General features: G+C 72.4%; 22 protein-coding genes and 1 riboswitch. Of the genes, 11 read left to right on the top strand and 11 right to left on the bottom strand.

Annotation, left to right across the window (positions count from 1 at the left end; translation table 11 throughout):
- Positions 1-13: 13 nt before the first annotated feature.
- The 3 genes from ACK99Q_RS09995 to ACK99Q_RS09985 all read right to left on the bottom strand — a co-directional run bounded on the left by ACK99Q_RS09995 (position 14) and on the right by ACK99Q_RS09985 (position 3,120).
- Positions 14-475 (bottom strand): methylated-DNA--[protein]-cysteine S-methyltransferase, encoded by a 462-nt coding sequence (locus ACK99Q_RS09995; protein WP_410185967.1) that lies wholly within the window; start codon positions 473-475, stop codon positions 14-16.
- Positions 472-1,899 carry a DNA-3-methyladenine glycosylase 2 family protein gene (locus ACK99Q_RS09990; RefSeq protein ID WP_410185966.1) on the bottom strand — a complete coding sequence of 476 codons (1,428 nt, stop codon included), beginning with the start codon at positions 1,897-1,899 and terminating at the stop codon, positions 472-474. Before ACK99Q_RS09990 ends, ACK99Q_RS09995 begins: the two co-directional genes overlap by 4 nt.
- Before the next feature lie 63 nt (positions 1,900-1,962).
- Entirely contained in the window at positions 1,963-3,120 is a 1,158-nt protein-coding gene (locus ACK99Q_RS09985; RefSeq protein ID WP_410185965.1) for an HNH endonuclease, read from the bottom strand.
- Positions 3,121-3,280: 160 nt separating this feature from the next.
- Here ACK99Q_RS09985 and ACK99Q_RS09980 point away from each other — a divergent pair, with 160 nt between their 5' ends.
- From ACK99Q_RS09980 to ACK99Q_RS09970, 3 genes are all read left to right on the top strand, one after another.
- Positions 3,281-4,381, top strand: a complete 1,101-nt coding sequence (locus ACK99Q_RS09980) for an S-(hydroxymethyl)mycothiol dehydrogenase (protein ID WP_410185964.1) — start codon at positions 3,281-3,283, stop codon at positions 4,379-4,381.
- The gene (locus ACK99Q_RS09975; RefSeq protein WP_410185963.1) at positions 4,381-4,986 is read left to right on the top strand and encodes an MBL fold metallo-hydrolase; all 606 of its coding nucleotides are present in this window, start codon (positions 4,381-4,383) and stop codon (positions 4,984-4,986) included. The genes ACK99Q_RS09980 and ACK99Q_RS09975 overlap by 1 nt, the downstream gene beginning before the upstream one ends.
- A 149-nt stretch (positions 4,987-5,135) precedes the next feature.
- Positions 5,136-6,053, top strand: a complete 918-nt coding sequence (locus ACK99Q_RS09970) for a DMT family transporter (protein WP_410185962.1) — start codon at positions 5,136-5,138, stop codon at positions 6,051-6,053.
- Between the two features lies 1 nt (position 6,054).
- Here ACK99Q_RS09970 and ACK99Q_RS09965 read toward each other — a convergent pair whose 3' ends face one another.
- The 6 genes from ACK99Q_RS09965 to ACK99Q_RS09940 are packed head-to-tail and all read right to left on the bottom strand — an operon-like array spanning position 6,055 to position 11,152.
- Positions 6,055-6,561 carry a flavin reductase family protein gene (locus tag ACK99Q_RS09965; protein ID WP_410185961.1) on the bottom strand — a complete coding sequence of 169 codons (507 nt, stop codon included), beginning with the start codon at positions 6,559-6,561 and terminating at the stop codon, positions 6,055-6,057.
- The gene (locus ACK99Q_RS09960) at positions 6,558-7,076 is read right to left on the bottom strand and encodes an NADPH-dependent FMN reductase (protein WP_410185960.1); all 519 of its coding nucleotides are present in this window, start codon (positions 7,074-7,076) and stop codon (positions 6,558-6,560) included. Before ACK99Q_RS09960 ends, ACK99Q_RS09965 begins: the two co-directional genes overlap by 4 nt.
- Positions 7,077-7,083: 7 nt before the next feature.
- Positions 7,084-8,436, bottom strand: coding sequence for an LLM class flavin-dependent oxidoreductase (locus tag ACK99Q_RS09955; protein WP_410185959.1), 1,353 nt, complete (start codon positions 8,434-8,436; stop codon positions 7,084-7,086).
- A gap of 26 nt (positions 8,437-8,462) precedes the next feature.
- Positions 8,463-9,305, bottom strand: a complete 843-nt coding sequence (locus tag ACK99Q_RS09950; RefSeq protein WP_410185958.1) for an ABC transporter permease — start codon at positions 9,303-9,305, stop codon at positions 8,463-8,465.
- Entirely contained in the window at positions 9,298-10,110 is an 813-nt protein-coding gene (locus ACK99Q_RS09945) for an ABC transporter ATP-binding protein (RefSeq protein WP_410185957.1), read from the bottom strand. The genes ACK99Q_RS09950 and ACK99Q_RS09945 overlap by 8 nt, the downstream gene beginning before the upstream one ends.
- A gap of 10 nt (positions 10,111-10,120) precedes the next feature.
- Positions 10,121-11,152 (bottom strand): ABC transporter substrate-binding protein, encoded by a 1,032-nt coding sequence (locus ACK99Q_RS09940; protein ID WP_410185956.1) that lies wholly within the window; start codon positions 11,150-11,152, stop codon positions 10,121-10,123.
- Between the two features lie 146 nt (positions 11,153-11,298).
- Here ACK99Q_RS09940 and ACK99Q_RS09935 point away from each other — a divergent pair, with 146 nt between their 5' ends.
- Positions 11,299-12,207 (top strand): LysR family transcriptional regulator, encoded by a 909-nt coding sequence (locus ACK99Q_RS09935; RefSeq protein WP_410185955.1) that lies wholly within the window; start codon positions 11,299-11,301, stop codon positions 12,205-12,207.
- Here ACK99Q_RS09935 and ACK99Q_RS09930 read toward each other — a convergent pair.
- A complete protein-coding gene (locus ACK99Q_RS09930; RefSeq protein ID WP_410185954.1) occupies positions 12,191-13,399 on the bottom strand; it encodes a Bcr/CflA family efflux MFS transporter in 1,209 nt (402 codons plus the stop codon). The genes ACK99Q_RS09935 and ACK99Q_RS09930 overlap by 17 nt on opposite strands.
- 163 nt (positions 13,400-13,562) lie before the next feature.
- Here ACK99Q_RS09930 and ACK99Q_RS09925 point away from each other — a divergent pair, with 163 nt between their 5' ends.
- The 6 genes from ACK99Q_RS09925 to ACK99Q_RS09900 are packed head-to-tail and all read left to right on the top strand — an operon-like array spanning position 13,563 to position 18,645.
- Positions 13,563-14,702, top strand: coding sequence for an LLM class flavin-dependent oxidoreductase (locus tag ACK99Q_RS09925; RefSeq protein WP_410185953.1), 1,140 nt, complete (start codon positions 13,563-13,565; stop codon positions 14,700-14,702).
- Positions 14,699-15,517 carry an ABC transporter permease gene (locus tag ACK99Q_RS09920; protein WP_410185952.1) on the top strand — a complete coding sequence of 273 codons (819 nt, stop codon included), beginning with the start codon at positions 14,699-14,701 and terminating at the stop codon, positions 15,515-15,517. Before ACK99Q_RS09925 ends, ACK99Q_RS09920 begins: the two co-directional genes overlap by 4 nt.
- Before the next feature lie 2 nt (positions 15,518-15,519).
- Positions 15,520-16,578, top strand: a complete 1,059-nt coding sequence (locus ACK99Q_RS09915; RefSeq protein WP_410185951.1) for an ABC transporter substrate-binding protein — start codon at positions 15,520-15,522, stop codon at positions 16,576-16,578.
- Entirely contained in the window at positions 16,575-17,363 is a 789-nt protein-coding gene (locus ACK99Q_RS09910) for an ABC transporter ATP-binding protein (protein WP_410185950.1), read from the top strand. The genes ACK99Q_RS09915 and ACK99Q_RS09910 overlap by 4 nt, the downstream gene beginning before the upstream one ends.
- Positions 17,364-17,405: 42 nt before the next feature.
- Entirely contained in the window at positions 17,406-17,894 is a 489-nt protein-coding gene (locus ACK99Q_RS09905) for a GNAT family N-acetyltransferase (RefSeq protein ID WP_410185949.1), read from the top strand.
- Positions 17,895-17,940: 46 nt separating this feature from the next.
- Positions 17,941-18,645: an HNH endonuclease family protein gene (locus tag ACK99Q_RS09900; protein WP_410185948.1), complete on the top strand. Its 705-nt coding sequence runs from the start codon at positions 17,941-17,943 to the stop codon at positions 18,643-18,645.
- Between the two features lie 90 nt (positions 18,646-18,735).
- Here ACK99Q_RS09900 and ACK99Q_RS09895 read toward each other — a convergent pair whose 3' ends face one another.
- A complete protein-coding gene (locus ACK99Q_RS09895) occupies positions 18,736-20,085 on the bottom strand; it encodes an aminotransferase class V-fold PLP-dependent enzyme (RefSeq protein ID WP_410185947.1) in 1,350 nt (449 codons plus the stop codon).
- Between the two features lie 16 nt (positions 20,086-20,101).
- A riboswitch (SAM riboswitch) is annotated at positions 20,102-20,226 on the bottom strand.
- 159 nt (positions 20,227-20,385) lie between these two features.
- Between ACK99Q_RS09895 and ACK99Q_RS09890 the strand changes: the two genes are divergently transcribed.
- Positions 20,386-21,843, top strand: coding sequence for a dicarboxylate/amino acid:cation symporter (locus ACK99Q_RS09890; protein WP_410185946.1), 1,458 nt, complete (start codon positions 20,386-20,388; stop codon positions 21,841-21,843).
- Positions 21,844-21,861 lie beyond the last annotated feature (18 nt).

Below are 21,861 nucleotides of genomic sequence, written 5' to 3'. Positions count from 1 at the left end.
CGACTCCATCTCTTCAGAACAGGCCCGGGCGCTCCAGCTCGAGCAGCGTGGTCTTGCGGTCGAGCCCGCCGGCGTAGCCGGTGAGCTTGCCGTTCGACCCGATGACGCGATGGCACGGCACGACGATCGGGATCGGGTTGGCCCCGTTCGCCGCACCCACCGCGCGCGAGATGCCGGGCTGGTAGCCCAGGTCGGTCGCGACCTGTCCGTACGTGACGGTCTCGCCGTACGGGATCGTGCGCAGGTAGGCCCAGACCTTCTTCTGGAACTCGGTGCCGTCCGCGGCCACCGGGAGGTCGAACGCGCGGCGGTCGCCGGCGAAGTACTCCCCGAGCTGGCTCTCGGCGGCGTCGAGCAGGGCGTCGTCGACGCGCTCGCCGCGCGGCTCGGCCCCGAAGTCGATCGCCGTGAGCAGCCCGGCGTCGACGTGCAGGCGCAGGCCCCCGACGGGCGAGTCCATCCAGCGTGTCTTCATGCGACCCTCCACAGGTGCAGTGAGGCGTACGACCGCCAGGGCCGCCACCGTTCGGTGCGCGTCCGGTCCAGTCCCTCGCGCGCGAGGACGCGGCGCAGCACGAGGTCGGTGTCGAGCAGGACGTCGGGGTCCCCGAGGGCCCGCATCCTGACGTAGTCGGCGGTCCAGGGGCCGATCCCCCGGATCGCGAGCAGCTGCTCGCGCGCGGCCTCGCGGTCGGCGCCGGGGTGCAGATCGAGGTCGCCCGACGCCACCGCGTGGGCGACGGCGAGGATCGCGGCGGCCCGGCCGCGCGGCATCGCGAACTCCTCGGGCGACGCCTCGGCGACGGACTCGGCCGTGGCGAACGCGTGGGTGAGGCCGTGGCGGTGGGCGAGCTCGAGGTCGACCTCGGTGCCCCGCGACCGGGCGACCCGGCCCAGAATCGTGCGCGCACCCGCCACCGAGACCTGCTGGCCCACGATCGCGCGCATCACCATCTCGAAGCCGTCGACCTGTCCGGGCAGGCGCATGCCGGGCGCCTCCGCGACGAGGCCGGCGAGCAGCGGGTCGGCCGCCGACAGGGCCTCGTCGATCGCGGCGGGGTCGGCGTCGAGGTCGAGCAGCCGGCGGCACCGCTGCACCGCCGGGGCGAGGTCGCGCAGGTCGGTCAGCTCGAGCTCGGCCGAGACCCGTGCGTCGTGCAGGGTGAGCTCGACCGCACCCACGCCGTGCGGGAGGTTGAGGACGCGGGCGTACGTATCACCGTCGACCCGCTCGACACCCTCGATGGCGCGGGGCGCGAACCAGTCGAGGAGCGCGGCCCCTTGGAACGGCGGCCTCAGCGCCAGCTCCAGCTGGATCCGGCCCGCGCCGGGGTGGCTGGAGCGGCGCGACCTCGCGCGCAGCTCGCGCGGGGTGAGGGCGAACGACTCGCGGATGGAGTCGTTGAACTGGCGCACCGAGCCGTAGCCCGCCGCGAACGCCACGTCGGCCGCGCGCATCGTCGTGGTCTCCAGCAGGATCCGGGCCGTGCGCGCGCGGTTGCTGCGGGCGATGGCCTGGGGTCCGGCGCCGAGCTCGGTGGTGACGAGCCGGTTGACCTGGCGCTCGCTGTAGCCGAGCCGGTCGGCCAGACCGCTGACGCCCTCGCGCTCGACCACGCCGTCGCCGATCATCCGGACGGCCCGCGCGACGACGTCGGCCCGCGCGTTCCACTCGGGCGAGCCCGGCGTGCTGTCGGGCCGGCAGCGACGGCAGGCCCGGTAGCCCGAGCGCTCGGCGGCCGCCGCCGAGGGGTAGAACGTGACGTTCGCCTGTCGCGGGGTGACGGCCGGGCACGAGGGACGGCAGTAGATCCCTGTGGTCCGCACGGCCGTGAAGAAGACGCCGTCGAACCGGGCGTCGCGCGCGCTCACGGCGCGGTAGCAGTCGCTCGGTTCCATGACTCCATCCTGACCCACCCCGCATGACAGTTCTCGCGGGAATCGGACACGACCGTCCGGCCCTCAGCCCGCGCGGGCGAGAGCGACGTCGTGCCGGTGCTCGTGCCGGTGGCAGGCACTGCAGAGTCCGACGAGATTCGCGAGGTCGGTGGGGCCACCGTCGGACCATCGCCGTCGGTGGTGGACGTGGTCGACGGAGTTGCGGCAGTGCTCGGTGGCGCAGCGGCCGGCCTGCTGGAACCAGACCGCGTGGCGCTGCTTCGGCGTGGCGTCGCGGTGACGGCGACCCACGTCGAGCACGGTGCGGTTGCCCTCGATCCGGTCGACGAGGACCGGGACCAGGTCCGCACCGCAGGTGAGGTGGGCCAGCAGGTTCGGGCCGACGTGGCCGAAGCCCTCGAGGACCGCGGGCTCGACCGGCTCGAAGACACTGGCCGTCCGGGGCGCGAGGGCGCGCTGGAGCGTGCCGGCGTCGACCACGACGTGCACCTGCGGACGGACGGTGCCGTCGGTGGGCAGGCCCTCGGCCAGCACCCGGGTGAGCACGAGATCGAGCCCGTCGATGCGCCGCTGCGACGCCGGGCGCCGGTCGCCCGCCTCGCGCGGGACCGCGACGGCGTCAAGCACGGCCTGCAGCTTCGCGCCAACCTCGATCGGCAGGAAGCCCGTGACGTGCCAGCCGTCGGGCAGCGGGTTCAGGCTGAGGTGCGCCTTGTCGGCGCCGGCGATCCACGCCTCGTCCAGCTCCTCGGCGTGCACGACCGAGCGCAGCCGGTCGACGAGCGACTTCACGCGGGAGGGTGGGTGGAGCTCGGCCACGGCGACGAGGTGCGCCTCGACCCGGCGGACCTCGGTCTGGTCGACGTGGGCCAGCGCGAAGGAGAACCGCGCGACGTGCTCGGACGAGACGCGGCCGGCGCGGGCCGCCTCCCCCACCGCCGGCAGCTCGCGCATCGTGACGGCGGCACGGATCAGCTGGCGCGTGCGGCGGGCGTCCTGGCGCAGCTCGCGGCGCGCCCAGGTGGTGGCGCTGGAGGCGTCCTCGGCGACGTAGGCCTTCGTCCGGTCGATCTCCTCGAGCCGCTCGGCGAGGGCCGCCTCGGCGGCGTCACGCAGGGCCGCCAGCGCGCGAGCCTCGTCGGACACGGAGCACGTGACCGTCCGGAGGGCGGACGCACACCGGCGCATCACCTCGATCAGCTCCGCGTCCCCCGACTGCATGCGTCGATCCTATCGCTCACCTGTTCGATTGTCACGTTCTTTTCGCTGTCATTTCATGTCAACGATGCGGCATCCGGCCCACGTGCGCGCAGCGGCCGTTCGCGCCTCACGAGTCACTCTGGCAGGCTCGCTCGTGAACCCCCGAAGCAAGGAGAGAGCCGTGCAGCAGGTCAAGGGCGTCATCGCCCGCGCGAAGGACGCGCCGGTCGAACTGGTCACCATCAACGTCCCCGATCCGGGCCCGGGCGAAGCCGTGGTGACGATCCAGGCGTGCGGCGTCTGCCACACCGACCTGCACTACCGCCAGGGCGGCATCAACGACGAGTTCCCGTTCCTGCTGGGCCACGAGGCGGCCGGTGTCGTCGAGTCGGTCGGCGAGGGCGTCACCGAGGTCGCGCCCGGGGACTTCGTGGTCCTCAACTGGCGCGCGGTCTGCGGCCAGTGTCGCGCGTGCAAGCGCGGCGACCTCCAGTACTGCTTCGCCACGCACAACGCCAAGCAGAAGATGACGCTCGAGGACGGCACCGAGCTCTCCCCCGCCCTGGGCATCGGCGCGTTCATCGAGAAGACCCTCGTCGCCGCCGGTCAGTGCACCAAGGTCGACCCCGAGGCCCGCCCGGCCGCGGCCGGCCTGCTGGGCTGCGGCGTGATGGCCGGCATCGGCGCCGCCATCAACACCGGCGCCCTCACCCGTGGCCGCTCGGCCGCGGTCATCGGCTGCGGCGGCGTCGGCGTCGCCGCAGTGGCAGGCGCGGCCCTCGCCGGCGCCAGCCCGATCATCGCCGTCGACATCGACGCGGCGAAGCTCGAGGCCGCGAAGCGGATGGGCGCCACCCACACCGTCGACTCGTCGAAGGTCGACCCGGTCGAGGAGATCAAGCGCATCTGCGCCGAGACCTACGAGGGCGCCGACGGCGCCGACGTCGTGATCGAGGCGGTCGGTCGCCCCGAGACGTGGAAGCAGGCCTTCTACGCCCGCGACCTCGCCGGCACCGTGGTCCTCGTCGGCGTCCCGACACCCGACATGACCGTCCCCGAGCTGCCCCTGATCGACGTCTTCGGACGCGGCGGCGCGCTCAAGTCGAGCTGGTACGGCGACTGCCTGCCCAGCCGCGACTTCCCGATGCTCATCGACCTGTACCGCCAGGGCCGGCTCGACCTCGACGCGTTCGTCACCGAGGAGATCGGCATCGAGGACGTCGAGGCCGCGTTCGAGAAGATGCACCATGGCGACGTCCTGCGCTCGGTGGTGGTGCTCTGATGGGCGCGCGGCTCGACCACGGCGTCGTCTCGGGCACCTTCAGCCTGGACGGCGAGACGTTCGACGTCGACAACAACGTGTGGATCGTCGGCGACGACTCCGAGTGCGTCCTCATCGACGCGCCGCACGACGTGGACGCGATCCTGCACATCATCGGCCGTCGCACCCTCAGGGCGATCGTGCTGACGCACGCCCACGACGACCACTGCCGCATCGCGCCCGAGCTGCGCGAGCGCACCGGCGCGCCGATCTGGCTGAACCCCGAGGACCGTCCGCTGTGGGAGCTCACGCACCCCGACGCGACGTGGGACGAGGACCTCGTCGACGGCACCGAGATCACGGTCGCCGGCACCATGCTGCGCGCGATCCACACGCCGGGCCACGCGCCGGGCGCCACGTGCCTGCTGGCCGAGGAGCTGGGCTGCGTCTTCACCGGCGACACCCTGTTCCACGGCGGGCCGGGCGCGACGGGTCGCTCCTACAGCGACGTGGACGTCATCCGCGCCTCGATCGCCGAGAGGCTGTTCACGCTCCCGCCCGAGACCGTCGTGCACACCGGTCACGGCCAGGACACCACGATCGGAGCGGAGCGCGACCGGACGTAGGTCTCTCGCAGAGGGGCGTGATCTCGATACGCCGATCGCTGCGCTCGCGTGCTACTCGATCACCGGGTCGGACCGCCCGGCGGTCGAGTGCCCTCGAGGAACGAGAGGGCGTATCGAGACCACGGCGCGACGCCGCCTAGTCTGGGCGCGTGAACGCGCGCCTCGGACTGCTGCAGGTCTGCGCGGCGGGCGTGCTGTGGGGCACGGGCGGCCTCGTCGTCACCGTGCTGCACGAGCGCGACGGCGTCAGTGCGATGACCGTCAGCGCGTGGCGCATGCTCATCGCGGCGGTCGCGCTGGTCGCGTTCGTGGTGCTGACCCGGCGCCTCGCGTCAGTGCGCACCGTCCTGCGCGAGCACCCCGTGACCGCGATCGTCATCGGCTGCGGCACGGCGATCTACCAAGGTCTCTACTTCGTCTCGGTCCTGATGGTCGGCGTCAGCGTGGCGACCGTGGTGTCGCTCGGGCTGGCTCCCGTCCTGGCCGCGACGTGGGAGCACCTCCGCGCGCGAACCCGACCCGGCGTGCGCGACGTCGCCGTCCTCGCGGCCGCGCTGACCGGTCTCGTGCTGATCAGCGCGACCGCCGGGCACGGGACCGCCGCTCCCGCCGACCGGCCCGTGCTCGGACTCGTGCTCGCCGTCGCCGCGGGCGCCACCTACGCGGCCACCACGGTGCTCGGCCACGTCCTCGCGCCACGGCTCGAGCCCGTCGCCCTCACCACGTGCGCCACCGGCGCGGGCGCCGTGCTGCTGGCACCCTTCCTCGTGCTGGCTGTCGTCTCGGGCGAGCCCGTCGCGGGCACCTCCCCCGGGTCGCTCGCGCTGCTGGCGTACCTGGGCATCGCGACGATGGCCCTGTCCTACGGCCTGCTCTACGCGGGCCTGCGCACCACGTCGGGCTCGGCCGCGACGGTGGCCACCCTCGTGGAGCCGATCTCGGCCGCCGCGCTCGCCGCGGTGGTGCTGGGCGAGCGGCTCGGCCCGGCCGGCCTCGTCGGGGCGGCGCTCATCCTGTGCGCCGTGGTCGCGCTCCGCCCCGAGGAGGACCAGCCGGTCGCGGTCTGACCTACTCCGCGACGGCCAGCCGCCCGAAGGCGCTGCGGTGGAACAGCAGCGGTCCCCCGTCGACGCGGTGGTCGACCGCGTGCAGCTCGAGCAGCACGAGGATGTGGTCGCCGGCCTCCACCTCCCGGTGGATCGTGGTGTCGAACGTGGCCATCCCGTCGTCGACGAAGATCGCGCCCTCGGGGCTCACGCTGTACTCGATCCCCTCGAAGCGCTGCTCCACCGGACCGGCGAGCTGCCGGCACAGCGGTCCGTGGTGGCTGGCCAGCACGGTGACCCCGAGCCGCTCGGCGCGGCGCAGGTCGGGCCAGGTCTTCGACGTGGCCGCGAGGTTGATCGAGACGAGCGGCGGGTCGAGGCTCACGCTGGTGAAGCTGCTGGCCGCGAGGCCGACGGGCTCGCCGTCGACCTCGGCGGCCACCGCCACCACGCCCGTGGGAAAGTTCCCGAACGCCGACCGCAGGCGCACCGGGTCGAGGTCCTGGTTCGTGGGGAAGAACGCCGTCATGCGACCGCCTGCAGCAGGCTGCGCACGACGGGCCGGGTGGCCTCGAGCCACGGGTCGTACGCGCCCGGGTCGCCGTACTGGGAGTCCAGGACGAACAGCCCCCGGCCCGGCACCGTGGCCCCGAGCTCGGTCAGGACGGGCCGCAACGTGAGCTCGGGCGCGAGCGCGTGGCCCGGGCCGGCGCCGAGCAGCAGCGGCACCGCCAGCCCGCGCAGTCCCGTGCCGCCGGCGAACCGGTCGAGGAACACCTTGAGCAGCCCCGTGTAGGTGCCCTTGTAGGTCGGCGAGGCGACCACCACGAGGTCGGCGCCGCCGACCTGCGCGACCAGCTCGGTCACCTCGGCGGAGCCCCAGTCGAGGACGGCCGGACCGAGGGTGGCGAGGTCGACGACGAGGTCGGGCTCGGCGCCCGTGAGCTCGCGCGCCACGTGCGTGGCGGCCGCGAGCGTGCGCGAGGCAGCCTTCGGGTTGCCCACCACCACGGCCGTGCGGACGACATCCTTGAAATCAGACACTCTGCTCTTAGACAACGTGTGCCTCCTCCTGCGCCTCCGCACCGTACAGCGAGTCCGGACGGGACAGTCCGAAGTGATCTCGCAACGTGGAACCGGTGTACTCGGTGCGGAAGAGTCCGCGATCCTGAAGGATCGGGACGACCTTCTGCGTGAACTCCTGGAGCAGCTGCGGGTACAGCGGCGGCATGACGTTGAAGCCGTCGGCGGCGCCGTTCTGGAACCACTCGGTGATGATGTCGGCCACCTGCGTGGGCGTGCCCGCCACGACGTTGTGGCCGCGCGCGCCGGCCAGTCGGTGCAGCAGCTCGCGCAGCGTCAGGCGGTCGCGCTCGACGATGTTGGCGATCACCTGCAGGCGGCTGCGGTTGTTGTCGAGCACGTCGCCGGCCTGCCCGAAGACGTCGAGCGGCACGGGCTCGTCGAGCTCGAGGTGCGCCAGTGAGACGCCGGCCAGTCCCTCGAGCTGCGCGATGCCGTACGCGGGCACGGTCAGCGAGTTCACGTACCGCTGGAGCTCCTCGGCCTCGGCCTGCGTGTCCGCGATGAAGGGGCTGATGCCCGGCAGGATCTTGACCTCGTCGGGCGAACGACCGAACGAGACGGCGCGCTGCTTGATGTCGGCGTAGAAGGCCTGCGCGTCCCCGATCGTCTGGTGCGCGGTGAAGATCGCCTCGGCGTTGCGGCCCGCGAAGGCGCGACCGTCGTTCGACGACCCGGCCTGCACGTAGACCGGGCGGCCCTGCGGCGAGCGCGGGGCGGCGAGCGCGCCCTCCACCTGGAAGTGGGTGCCCACGTGGTTGATCTGGTGGACCTTGGCCTGGTCGTAGTACACGCCCGCCTCGCGGTCGACGAGCACCGCGTCGTCCTCCCAGCTGTCCCAGAGCTTCGTCACGACGTCGAGGAACTCCTGCGCCCGGACGTACCGCTCGGCCGCGCTCGGCAGCTGCTGGAGGCTGAAGTTCCTGGCGATCGCCTCGGACTGCGTCGTGACGATGTTCCAGCCCGCGCGGCCGTTCGACAGGATGTCGAGCGACGAGAACAAGCGGGCCAGGTTGTACGGGTCGTAGAACGTCGTCGACGCGGTCGCGATGAGGCCGATGCGCTCGGTCTTCGCGGCGATCGCCGCCAGGCGCGTGATCGGCTCGATGTGGGCCGGCGGGCGGTGCGCGGTGGCGCCCCACAGGCCGGGGCCGTCGGCGAAGAAGACGGCGTCGAGCTTGGCGGCCTCGGCGATCTGGGCGTTCTCGGTGACGAAGTCGATGTCGTAGACGCGCTCCGCGGCCGAGTCGGGGTGGCGCCACGAGGCCTCGTGGTGGCCGGTGTCGTGCAGGAACGCGTTGAGGCTGAGCTGACGAGTCATGGGGATCTCTCTTCCGGAATGAGGGGTCAGAGGGCGCGCCACTGGGAGAAGCGGCGCTCGAGGGCGACGAGTCCGTAGTTGACGGCCACGCCGATGAGGGAGGTGGTGAGGATCGCGGCGTACATCTTCGGGATGAGGAAGTTGAACTGCGCGTAGTTGATGAGGAAGCCCAGGCCCGCGTCCGCGCCGATCATCTCGGCGGCGATGAGCACCAGGATCGCGGCGGCGCCCGAGATACGGATGCCGGTGAAGATCGTGGGCACGGCCGCCGGGAAGGCCACCTTGCGGAACGTGGCGACGGGCGAGAGCCCCAGCACGCGCGCCGACCGCAGCAGCTGCGGGTCCACGCTGGACACGCCCGCGATCGTCGACAGCAGGATCGGGAAGAAGCAGGCGTAGAGCACGATCGCGATCTTCGAGGTCTCCCCCAGCCCGAGCAGCAGGATGAACACCGGCAGGATCGCCAGCGCCGCGGTGTTGCGGAACAGCTCGAGCGACGGGGTGAAGAACTCGCGCACGGGGCGGTACCAGGCGATCGCGGCGCCCAGCGGGATCGCGAGGACGATCGCCAGCGCGAAGCCGATCACCGAGCGCTGCAGGCTCGCCGAGACGTGGCGCCACAGCTCGCCGTCGAGCACCATCGACCACCACTCCTGGAGCACGACGTGCAAGGGCGGGATCGAGTACGCGTCGACGAGCCCGAGGCGCGGAGCGAACTCCCACACCAGGGCGAGGGCGACGAGGCCGGCGGCGCCCCGAGCCACCGCGACGGCGCGGTCGCGGCCGGGCGACGCGGCCCGGGCCTTGGCTGCCTCCTCCTGGCGGGGGTTGGGTCGGGCGGCGGTCCGCTCGGTCAGCAGGTCAGACATGGGCCAGCTCCTTCGCGGTGGTCTTCTCGCGCAGCAGCGACCAGATGTGGTGCCGGTGCTCGGTGAACGCGGGCGTCGCACGGACGTCCTCGTCGTGGGCACCCGACCGGTCGAGGTCGATCGTGACGATCTCCTTGATCCGGCCGGGGCGACCGCTCATGACGGCGACGCGCTGGCCCAGGAAGACGGCCTCCTCGATGTCGTGCGTGATGAACACGACCGTCGTGCCGGTGTGCTCCCAGATCCGCACGAGCTCCTCCTGGAGGCGCTCGCGGGTCTGGGCGTCGAGCGCGCCGAACGGCTCGTCCATCAGCAGGACCTGGGGCTGGTACGAGAGGCTGCGCGCGATCGCCACGCGCTGCTTCATGCCGCCCGACAGCTCGTGCGGGTAGCGGTTCGCGAACTCGCCCAGGCCGACCAGGTCGAGGTACTCGCGGGCGGTCGCAGCCCGCTCGGCCTTGGACAGACCGCCCTTGGCCTCGAGGGCGAACTCGATGTTCGCCGCGGCCGAGCGCCACGGCAGCAGGGTGTACTGCTGGAAGACGACGCTGCGGTCGAGGCCGGGGCCCGTGATCGGCGTGCCGTCGACCGTGATGGTGCCGGACGTCGGCGTCGCGAGTCCCGAGATCAGGTCGAGCACGGTGGACTTGCCGCAGCCCGAGGGGCCGACGAGGGTCAGGAACTCCCCCGCCCGGATGTCCAGGTCCAGCCCGTCGAGCGCGACGAACTCGCGCAGCTTCTTGTCCTCGTCGCCGCGGACCCAGAAGGTCTGGCCGACGTTCCTCAGTTCGATGCGTGAACTCATGGCTGCCTCCTCAGGCGTTCGGGTTGAGCTCGTTGGTGTAGACGTCGGAGATCTTCAGCTTCTTGGCGTCGATGTCGCCGCGGCTGTCGAGCCAGTCGACCCAGCGGGAGATGTCCTCGTCCTGGATGACCGGCTTGGCGTCGATGCCGAGCGTGCCGGGGAAGTTGGTCTTGATCGGCTCGATGTAGTCGCCGTAGCCCTCCTTCTCCAGGTAGGGGAAGTAGACGTCGAAGACCTCCTGCTTGTCGTGCGTCTCGATGAACTCGATCGCCGCGGCGACGCCCTCGACGAGCTGGCGCGAGGTGTTCGGGTTGTTCTCGATGAACTCGTTGCGCAGGGTCAGGCCGCCGCCGGCGTACGGGCCGCCGACGACGTCGATGTCGCGGTGCAGCGTGCGGATCTCGTACTGCGCCTCGGTCTGGCGCTTGCCCAGGAAGCTGACGACGGCGGCGTCGATCTTGCCGCTGCCGAGGGCCTCGGGGATGTTGAGCGGCGGCAGCGGGACGAGCGTGACCTTGTCCTGCTCGGCCTGGCTGAGGCCCTCCTGGTCGAACCACGTGTCGATCACGGCCTCGGCGTTCGCGCCGAGCGTGTTGACGGCGATCTTCTTGCCGACGAGGTCCTTCGCGTCCCGGATGGGCGACTCGTCGAGGACGACCAGCTGCGAGTTCGTGGTCTCGTTCGAGCCGTAGAACGGGATGACCGCCTTGATCGGCGCGCCGGTGGCCACCAGCTGGGCGATCGCGCCGTAGAAGGCGGAGCCGCCGATGTCGGTCTGGTTCGAGACGAGCGCCTGGAGGGCCTGCGGGCCGCCCGTGACGTCGCCGACCCGCTTGAGGGTCAGGCCCTCGAACTCGCCGAGCGCGTCGGCGAGCAGGAACGCGTCGACCGCACCCGCGTAGCTCTGGTAGCGGATCGTGGTCTCCTCCTTCCCCGAGTCCGCGCCGGCGCTGCCACAGGCGGTCAGGCCCGTCGCGGCGAGCGCGGCGGCCGCGGCGACGACCAGGGTGCGGAGGAACCGGTGGGAACGGACGTGAGTCATGAGTGCCTTCTTCTCGTGAGGGGCGCTGTTGCGTGCCGACGACGCTACGAACGCAGCCACCGGGTCCGGCCTCATCTCACGACGCGGGAGATCACCCGACAGGCGTCGCCGATCACGTAGCGTCGCCCGTCAACGGGGAGGTGAGCATGCGACTGGAGCAGCTCGAATACGTCAGGGCGGTGAGCGAGCAGGGCTCGCTGCGGCGCGCCGGGGAGCACCTGCACGTGTCGCTGCCGGCGCTCAGCGAGGCGGTCACGAAGCTCGAGCGCGAGCTCGGCGTGACACTCGTCGACCGGCACCGCTCGGGCACCCGGATCAACGGCACGGGACGCGAGCTGCTGCCGCGGATCCTCGAGGTCCTCGACGCCGTCGACCGGCTGCGCGCGGCCGCTCGCGGGGAGTCGCAGTTCCACCGGCCCACGCGCGTCGGCAGCGTCTACTTCGGCGTCACCGCACTCGTCCTGCCCGCCCTGCGCGCGCACGAGCTCGACCACGAGCACACCGCGGTCGACCTGCGTCAGCTGCGTCACGGCGAGGTCCGCGACGGTCTGCGCGACGGGTCGCTCGACCTCGGCCTCGTGACGCTGCTGCCCGGCGACGACGTGCACCCCGACCTCGTCGCGACCGAGCTGTTCCACGGCCGGCCGGTCGCGGTGCTGCCCGCCGAGCACCCGCTCGCGGAGCGCGCCGCCGTCACCGTGGACGACCTGCGCCAGGAGGTCTTCGTCGGCGCCCGCGCCGGGTACCTGATGCACCGGGTCGCGCACCGCGTCTTCGGCGACTCGCCGCCGCTGAAGTGGCACACCGCCGACAGCGCCGACGTGTGCCAGCAGATGGTCTCCTCGGGGATCGGCGTCTCGCTCATGCCCGACTTCACGTCCTACGACCTGCGCGAGGCGAGCACGCGGCTCGCGTTCCGTCCCATCGAGGACGAGGGCACGGTGATCCGGATGGCGCTGCTGCGCCGCCGCGGCGCCCGGCCGACGAAGGCGGCGCAGGACCTCCACGACCTGCTCGTGCACCACGCGGCGCGGTACGTCAGCGAGCCGGCCTGACTCCGAGCGCGAAGACGGCCGCGGCGGTGGCGGTGAGACCCGTCATGACCGCGGCCATGGCCACCTCGGGGCGCGACCCCGACAGCAGACCGGCCACGGGCGTGACGAGCGCGCTCACCCCGAACATCCAGAAGCCGAGCATCGCGGAGCCCGCGCCGCTGAGCCCACCGGTGTGCGCCATCGCCAGTCCCATCGCGTTGCTCATGACGAGGTTCAGGAAGAACACCTGCACCAGCACGGGACCGACCAGCAGCACGGGCGACGGCGAGGCGGCCGCCGCGATCATCAGCACCCCAGACGTCAGCGCCCCGGCGAAGCCGACCGCCATCGTCCGGGTCGGCCGCACCCCGCGCCGGGCGAGCCGCGCGGAGATCAGGCCCGCCGCCACCATCCCGCACGCGTTGGCGCCGAAGCTCAGGCCGAACTGCAGCGGCGTCAGGCCCAGCACGTCCTGGTAGACGAAGGACGAGGTGGCGATGAACGTCATCACGGCGCCCACCGTGAGACCCACCGTGGTGGCGTGGACGACGAACGCGCCGCGTCGCATGACCCGGGCCAGGTCCAGGTAGGACAGCCGGCGGGTGCGCCGCTCCCGCGGGAGGGACTCGCGCACCAGCAGGACGGACGCCAGCAGCTGCAGCGCCACGAACGCGGCGAAGACGGCGAGGACCCCGCGCCACGGCAGGACCGTCGCCAGCACGCCGCCCAGGACGGGCGCCACCACCGGGACCACGGCGTGGACGGTCATCATGAGCGCGAGCGCCCGCACGCCCTCCAGCCCCTCGGTGAGGTCGGAGATCATCGCGCGGACCACGACCATCCCCGCCGCGGCCGCGAGCGCCTGCACGAACCGGGCGGCCACGAGGGTCTCGATCGTGGGCGCCAGCACGACCACGATCGACGCGGCCAGCGTCAGCGCGTTGCTGACGACGAGGGGTCGTCGCCGCCCGAACCGGTCGGAGATCGGTCCCCAGATCGGCTGACCGATCGCGACGCCCGCGATGTAGGCGGGCAGCGTCAGCTGGACCATCGCCGGGCTGGTCCGCAGCTCGCGCCCGATCGCGGGGAAGCTGGCCAGGTACAGGTCGATCGCCAGCGGTGACGCCGCGGCGATGAAGGCGAACAGCACGAGCCGACGGGTGGGCAGGGACGCGAGGCGCGGGCTCGCCGGCGTCGTGGTCGTCAGGGTCATGTGCCAGTCAGTGCCCGCGCGCGGCGATCCATTCCCCCTCCCCGGCTGGCCTTTCCGCAGGGGTGCGCGGCATCGCCGCTCACCAGATGGACACGTCCTAACCCGAGTAAGTGCTGCTGTTTACTGAACAATCGTTCCGCCCATCCCGACCGGAGGACCCACCATGACCGCCACGTTCCTGACGTTCGACTGGTTCCTGCCCACCACCGGCGACAGCCGCGCCCTCGTCGGCGGCGGCCACAGCGTGCCGACCGAGGTCGGACGCGCGGGCGGGACGAGCGACACCGCCGGCCGCTACCGCGAGCCCGACCTGCGCTACCTCGCGCACGTGGCGCGCACCGCCGAGGACCTCGGCTTCGACGCCGTCCTCACGCCCACCGGCACCCCGTGCGAGGACGCCTGGGTAATGGCCTCCGCGCTCATCCCGCAGACCTCGCGCCTGAAGTTCCTCGTGGCGCTGCGTCCCGGGCTCATCAGCCCGACGCTGCTGGCCCAGATGGCCTCGACCTTCCAGCGCATCTCCGACAACCGCCTGCTGCTGAACGTGGTGGTGGGCGGCGACCCGTCCGAGCAGCTGCGCTTCGGCGACCGGGTGCAGAAGGACGCCCGCTACGACCGCGCCGCCGAGTTCATCCAGGTCTTCCGCGACGCCTTCACCGAGGGCGGCAGCGACTTCACCGGCGAGTACTACGACGTCACCGATGCCCGCACCCGCAAGCCGGGGGTCGTCCCCGAGATCTACCTCGGCGGCTCGTCGGCCGCGGCGGGACCGGTCACGGCGGCGCACACCGACGTCTACCTCACGTGGGGCGAGCCGCCCGAGGCCGTGGCGCAGAAGGTCGAGTGGATCCGCAAGCTGGCGCAGGAGGAGGGCCGCTCCGTGCGCTTCGGCGTCCGGCTGCACTCGATCACCCGCGACCGCTCCGAGGACGCCTGGAAGGTGGCCGACGACATGCTCGCCGGGCTCGACCCCGCCGACGTGGCGAAGGCACAGCAGGCGCTCGCCGCGAGCGAGTCGGAGGGCCAGAAGCGCATGCGCGAGCTGCACGGCGGCCGGTACGACCGCGACGACGCGCGCTCGCTCGAGGTGCACCCCGGGCTCTGGGCCGGCGTCGGCCTCATGCGCAGCGGCGCCGGCACCGCGCTCGTGGGCAGCCACACGGAGGCCGCCGACCTCATCGAGCAGTACGCGGCGGTGGGCATCGAGGAGTTCGTGATGTCCGGCTACCCGCACGTCGAGGAGGCCTACTGGTTCGCCGAGGGCGTCCTGCCGATCCTGCGTCGTCGCGGGCTGGTGCGGTGAGAACCGCCGCCCTCGCGCGCCGTGCCTGGCCGCACGTCGCGACCCTCGCCGTCGTGCTGCTCGTGTGGTCGGCCGTCGCCGCCGCCGACCTCGTCGAGCCGCACTACCTGACCCCGAGCCCGCGCGAGGTGTGGGAGGCGTTCGTCCGCGCGAACACCTACCACCCCATCGGCGGCGGCGTGGACCGCGTCGTCCGCGGCGAGGAGGGCTACTTCCTGTGGGAGCACCTGCTGGTCAGCCTGCAGCGGATCGGTGCCGGTCTGGCCGCGGCGATCGTCGTCGGCATCCCGCTCGGCCTCCTCATGGGCACGGTCGGCTGGGCCGGGACGCTGCTCGGCCCGTACGTCGACTTCCTGCGCTCGATCCCGCCGCTGGCCTACATCGGCTTCCTCGTGGCGTGGTTCGGCATCTACGACGCCTCGAAGATCTGGCTGCTGTTCCTCGCGGCCTTCCCGCCCATCGCGCTCGCCACGGTGAACGGGGTGCGCGGCGTGCGCGAGGACCAGCTCAACGCGATCCGCACGCTCGGCGCCACGCGACGGCAGACCGTCACGTCGGTGCTGCTGCCCGCCACGCTGCCCGACATCCTCAGCGGCATCCGCGTCGCCGTCGGGTTCGCGTGGACCACGGTCGTCGCGGCCGAGCTGGTCAACGGACTGCCGGGCATCGGAGGCCTGGCCTATCTCTCGGGAACGCAGAACAAGATCGCCCTGTCGGTCGCCTGCATCCTCGTCATCGGCATCACCGCGATCGCCCTTGACGCACTCATCCGCACCATCGAGAAAGCACTCGTCCCGTGGCGAGGGAAGGACTGACCATGAAGGCTCCACTGAAGCTGCTCGCGGCCGGCGCCGCGGCGACGCTCGCCCTGACCCTCGGCGCCTGCGGCGTCGGCGGGGACGAGGCCGAGGCGTCCTCGGGCGACTGCCCGTTCGAGGCGAACGAGGACTTCACCGGCACGCTGCGCCTGGGCTTCCAGAAGATCCCCAACGGCGACGTGGTCGTGAAGGACCAGCGCATCCTGGAGAACTGCCTGCCGAACGCCACCGTGAAGTGGAGCAACTTCGCGTCCGGCGGTGACGTCATCCAGGCCTTCGGCGGTGGCAGCCTCGACATCGGCCTCGCGGGCTCCTCCCCCAGCACGAAGGCACTGTCGGCGCCGCTGAACCTGCCGGTCTCGGTCGTGTGGATCCACGACGTCATCGGCACGGCGGAGTCGCTCGTCGTGCGCGAGGGCGTCGACGCCACCGACATCGCCGGCCTGAAGGGAAGGACGATCGCGACGCCGTTCGGCTCGACCGCGCACTTCTCGCTGCTGCAGGCGATCGCCGACGCCGGCGAGGACGCGTCGGACTACAAGCTGATCAACTCCGAGCCCGAGCAGATCGCCCCCGCGTGGGGTCGCGGCGACATCGACGCGGCGTGGATCTGGGACCCGACGCTCAGCGAGCTGGTGAGCCAGGGCGGCGAGGTGATCCTCTCCAGCGAGGACACCGCGAAGGCCGGCAAGCCCACGTTCGACCTCGCGATCGCCGACACCGCGTTCGCCGAGGCCAACCCCGAGGTGCTCGAGGTCTGGGCGAAGGCGCAGGACTACGCCGTCAAGCAGATCAAGGAGGACCCGAAGAAGGCCGCCGAGAGCGTCGCCGTGGAGGTGGGCGTCTCGACCGAGGAGGCCGAGAAGCTGTTCGACGGCTTCGTCTTCCTCGACGCCTCCGAGCAGGCGGGGCCGGACTACCTGGGCGGCAAGCTCGGGACCGACCTGTTCAGCACGGCGAAGTTCCTGCTGACGCAGGACGGCATCTCGAAGGTCGAGGACGAGTCGGTGTACAGGGACGGCGTCGATGCGGCGCCCGCGGAGTCCGCCGCGTCATGACGGTCGGCACCGCCCGCCACGACCTCGCGGTGACGGTCGCGGGCCTGGACCACCGGTTCCGGGCCCGCGACGGTGAGGTGCACGCCCTCGACGGGATCGACCTCGTGATCGAGCCCGGCGAGTTCGTCACCCTCGCGGGACCGTCGGGGTGCGGCAAGACCACGCTGCTGCGGCTCGTCGCGGGCTTCGGCGCGCCGACGAGCGGCTCCATCGCGGTCGGCGGCCGGCCGGTCTCGGGGCCGGGCGCCGAGCGTGGCGTCGTGTTCCAGCGGCCGACGCTGTACCCGTGGCTCGACGTGCGTGCCAACGTGGCGCTCGGGCCGCGGCTGCGCGGGGTCGCGAAGGCGGAGCGCCGGGCGATCGCCGACCGCTACCTCGAGCTGGTGGGCCTCGGCGACGCTGCCGGGCTGCGCCCCTACGAGCTCTCGGGTGGCATGCAGCAGCGCGCCCAGATCGCCCGGGTGCTGGCGAACGATCCCGAGATCGTGCTGATGGACGAGCCCTTCGGCGCCCTCGACGCGCTCACCCGCGAGCGGCTCCAGGACGAGCTGCTCACGATCTGGCGCGAGACGGGCAAGACGATCCTGTTCATCACGCACGACGTCGAGGAGGCGGTGTTCCTCGGTACCCGTGTGCTCGTGATGAGCCCGCGACCCGGGCGGATCGTGCTCGACGAGTCGGCGCGGTTCTCCACCGCCGAGCGACAGCTGTCGCCCACCGACCTGCGGGCCCTGCCCGAGTTCGCCGCCCTCACGACGCGGGTCCGGGAGGCCATCCGTCACTGAGGCCCCTCGGGGCGCCCCCTCCCGGGCTGTGAGACTGGCGCCATGGACACGCTCACGCTGGACGGCCGCGCCTTCGCCCTCGAGCGCGCCACCGAGCCGGACGTGCCCGGCATCGTCGCGCTGCTGACCGACGACGAGATCGGGGCGGGCCGCGAGTCGGAGAATCTCGGTCCTTACGTCGAGGCGTTCCGCGAGGTCGACCGCGACGACGCCCACCTCCTGGTGGTGGTCCGCGACGACGACGGCGCGCTCGTCGCGACGATGCAGCTGACCCTGCTCCCCGGACTGTCGCGCGGCGGGGTGAAGCGGCTGCTGATCGAGGCGGTCCGCGTCGCGTCGTCGACCCGCGGCTCGGGACTCGGACGCGCCCTGATCGGCTGGGCCCACGCGTGGGGCGCGGCCCGCGGAGCCACCCTCGCGCAGCTGACCTCGGACAAGCGCCGCACCGACGCCCACCGGTTCTACGAGTCCCTCGGCTACACGGCGAGCCACGAGGGGTTCAAGCGGCCGCTGGAGTCCGGCGCGCCCTGAGGGGTGGACGACTCCCTGTGTCGGACCCACCTGCCACAGTGGCCCCGTGCGTCTGCCGTCCGTGCTGCTCTCGCTGCTCCTCGTCCCCTTGGCGGGGTGCGAGCTGCTCGGCCTCGTCGAGCCCGGCGACGATGCCGCGGTCGCGCCGGCGCCCACGCTCGAGCCGGCCCAGGCACGCGTCGCCCTCGACGGGTTGCGCACCGTCGACCGGCGGCCGCGCGTTCCTGCCTACGACCGCGACGCCTTCGGTCCGGCGTGGCGGGACGTCGACGGCAACGGCTGCAACCAGCGCGACGACGTGCTGCTGCGCGACGCGGTGCCGGGCACCGTGGTCGTCCAGGTGCAGCGCTCCTGCCAGCACGACGTGATCGCGGGCTCGTGGGTCGACCCGTACCGCGGCACGCGACTGGACTTCGACGACCTCAAGGACCAGCGCCAGGCCCAGGCGATCCAGATCGACCACGTCGTCCCCCTCGCCGAGGCCTGGGTCTCGGGCGCGCACGCGTGGAGTCCCGAGCGACGCTCGCGGTTCGCGAACGACCTGCCGTCGCTCGTGGCCGCGGACGGTCCGACGAACGCCTCGAAGGGCTCACAGGACCCAGCCGGCTGGCGCCCGAAGGCCGCCTTTCAGTGCGCCTACGCCACCCGCTGGATCGACGTGAAGCAGCGCTGGGACCTCGCCGTCGACGCGAGCGAGGCCCGCGCCCTGACCTCGATGCTCGACACCTGTCCCCCGCCACCGCCCGCCTGACGCCCTCCCGGGAACGCATCGTGGTGCCAAGGTGTCGCTGGAGCGACCTCAAGGTCGAAAGATCCGTACCCCCGGAGGGCGGGGCGGCTCTCAGACGGTGACCGGGGCGCAGGCGGCCGCGGTGGCGACGAGGCGGTCGATGTCGAGGGACGCCGGCGTCGGCCGCGGGTCGTCCACCACGACCCAGACCCCGGCGTCGCGGCGGTACTCGGCCACCCGCTCCCCCGCGACCCAGGCGCGCACGCCGGCCAGCAGGCGCTCGACGTCCTCGGCGCGGCTGCCCACCCCGATGCTCGCCCGGACCGCGCCGTCGCCCCAGCCGAGACGGTCGAGCAGCGGGTGCGCGCAGAAGCGACCGTCGCGCACCGACACACCGTGCTCGGCCGCCAGGAACGCCGCCAGCAGACCCGGATCGACTCCCTCGAGGCGGAACGTGACCACGCCGATCGGCTCGGCCGAGTCCGACCAGATGCGCGCGACGTCCACGCCGGGCAGCTCGCGGAGTCCGTCGACGAGCCGCGACCGCAGCGCGGCCTCGTGCGCGACCACCGCGTCGGACTCGAGCGACGACAGCGCCTCCGCGGCCGCGGCCAGCGCGACCGCGCCGACGAGGTTCGGCGTGCCCGCCTCGTGGCGCGCGGGGCCGTCGGTCCACTCGACGTCCTCGTCGGTGATCCGCCGCACGGCGCCGCCACCGGCGAGGTACGGCTCGATGCCCTCGAGCCAGTCGCGACGACCCACGAGCGCGCCCGCACCGAAGGGCGCATGCACCTTGTGGCCGGAGAAGGCGACGTAGTCGACGCCCGACTCGGCCAGCGAGAGTGCCCGGTGGGCTAGCAGCTGCGCGCCGTCGACGAAGACCCGCGCGCCGTACCGGTGGGCGAGGTCGACGACCGCGTCGATCGGCAGCGACTCGCCCGTGACGTTCGAGGCGCCCGTGACGGACAGCAGGCTGATCTGGCGGCGCGACAGCACCGACGCGAGTGCCTTCAACGTGGCGCCGACGGTGGACTGGACCCCGAGCACCTCGCAGCCGCCGAGGCTGCGCCGCCACGGCAGCAGGTTCGCGTGGTGCTCCACGTCGAGGACCAGCACCCGGCCGGGCACCGCGCCCGCCAGCAGGTTGGTCGCGTCGGTCGTGTTCCGCGTGAAGATCGTGACGTCGCCGGACCGCGCACCGACGAACGAGCCGACGGCCTCGCGCGCCTGCTCGTACAGCGCGGTGGACACCTGCGAGGCGTAGCCGGCGCCGCGGTGGACGCTGGCGTACCAGGGCAGCACGGCGTTGACGCGCTCCGCGACGGAGGCCAGGGCGGGCGCGCTGGCGGCGCCGTCGAGGTTGACGTGACGCACCGAGCGGCCGTCGACGAGGGGGACGGTGACGTCGGCTCCCACGAGGGGCAGCAGCGGACAGTCGGCGTGGGACAGGACAGACGACATGGAGGACCTCCGGGGTGACTCGCGCTTGCCCCGGCCGGTCGGCCGAGGCCCGGTCCTCACCCGGAGCACCCCGCCGCGACGGAGGGTTGCCGACCAGCAAGCCGGGGCTGTGCGTCGAGGACGCGGCTGGCACTCGTGACCGTGAGCCAGAGCCTGCCAGTCCGCTGCGCCTACCACGGCAAATCTCATCATGCGGACGGCGTCTCTCATCTTGAGATCGTCATCCGGCGCGCTCGCGGACCGACAGGATCACCATCAGCGCCCGGGATCCGACCCGCGCCGATCTCGAGGAGGAGCCGCGTGGACACGTGGAACCTGGTGGCCCTGGCCGTGACCTTCGGCCTGTTCGCGGGCGTGTGGGTCCTGGGCCGCATCGGCGTGAACTTCGCCGTGCTGACGATCGGGGCGCTCGTCGTCGGCGCCGCCGTCGGCGTCGTCTTCCGCGATCACGTCGACTACCTCGCGCCGCTCGGCCGCATCTACATCAACCTGCTGCTGGCGATCGTCGCCCCGCTGGTGATCGTGTCGATCCTGTCCAGCGTCACGTCGCTCGGCTCCACCGCGAAGCTGCGCACGATCGGCCTCTCCTCCACGGTCTGGCTGCTCGGCATGAACCTCATCGCGATCCTGCTGACGCTCGGGCTCACCCTCGAGCTGGGAATCGGCAAGAACGCCGACCTCGAGACCGCCGGCGTCGACACCCGCTCGCTCGACGAGATCCAGCGGCCGTTCGCCGAGGTCTTCATCGGGTTCTTCCCGACGAACATCGTCAAGGACGTCTCGGAGAACAACATCATCCCGATCATCGTCTTCACGCTGCTCGTCGCGGTGGCCACCGCGGTCGTCGCCGAGCGGTCGCCGAAGACGGTCGCGCCGTTCCTGAACCTCGTCGAGGCCGGCCGCGTCATCATCTACAAGGCCGTCGGCTACGTCATCGCCCTCACGCCCTACGCGGTCCTGGTGCTGACGGCGGGCGCCGCCTCCTCGGCGGTCGGCCGCCGCGACCAGCTGCTCTCGCTGCTGGGCCTGCTGGTGGTCGGCTACGTCGCCTGCTTCGTGCACACCTTCGTCGTGAACGCGGTGATCCTGCGCAGCGCCGCCCACGTGAGCCCGCTCGCGTTCTTCCGCAAGATCTTCCCGGCGCAGAGCACCGCGTTCACGACGCAGAGCAGCGCCGGCACCCTGCCCGTCACCACCACGGTGCTGACCCAGCGCGTGGGCGTCCCGTCCGACGTCGCCGGCTTCACCGCCCCGCTCGGCACCACGATCGGCATGCCCGGCTGCGCCGGCATCTGGCCGATCATGCTCGCGGTCTACGCCATCAACGGCCTGGGACTCTCCTACGGGCTGGCGGACTACGCGCTGCTCGTCGTGCTGTGCCTCCTGGTGTCGATCGGCACCGCCGGCGTCCCGGGCACCGCCACGATCGTGGCCACCACCGTGCTCACCGCGGCCGGCCTGCCGCTCGAGGTCGTCATCCTCACGCTGCCGATCAGCGCGATCGTCGACATGGCCCGCACGATGACCAACGTCACCGCGGCCGCGGTCGCGGCCACCGTCGTGGCCCGCCGCGTCGGCCGCCTCGACGACGACGTGTTCGCCGGCCGCAAGGAGGCCGTCGTCCCGCACGAGGCCTCGGCCAAGGAGCGCCTCGAGGCCGCGGTCGGCGAGATCCCCGTGGCCCGCGGCGTCCCCGTCGGCGCCTGCTCGATCGACGACCGTCCCACCGAGCGCCGTCCGCTCGGCTCCACCCGCTGACCCCCGCACCCCCCACCG

Source organism: Aeromicrobium sp. MLTX1, assembly GCF_046452335.1.
Classification (GTDB): Bacteria; Actinomycetota; Actinomycetes; order Propionibacteriales; family Nocardioidaceae; genus Aeromicrobium.
This window is presented reverse-complemented; position numbering and strand designations above follow the sequence as displayed.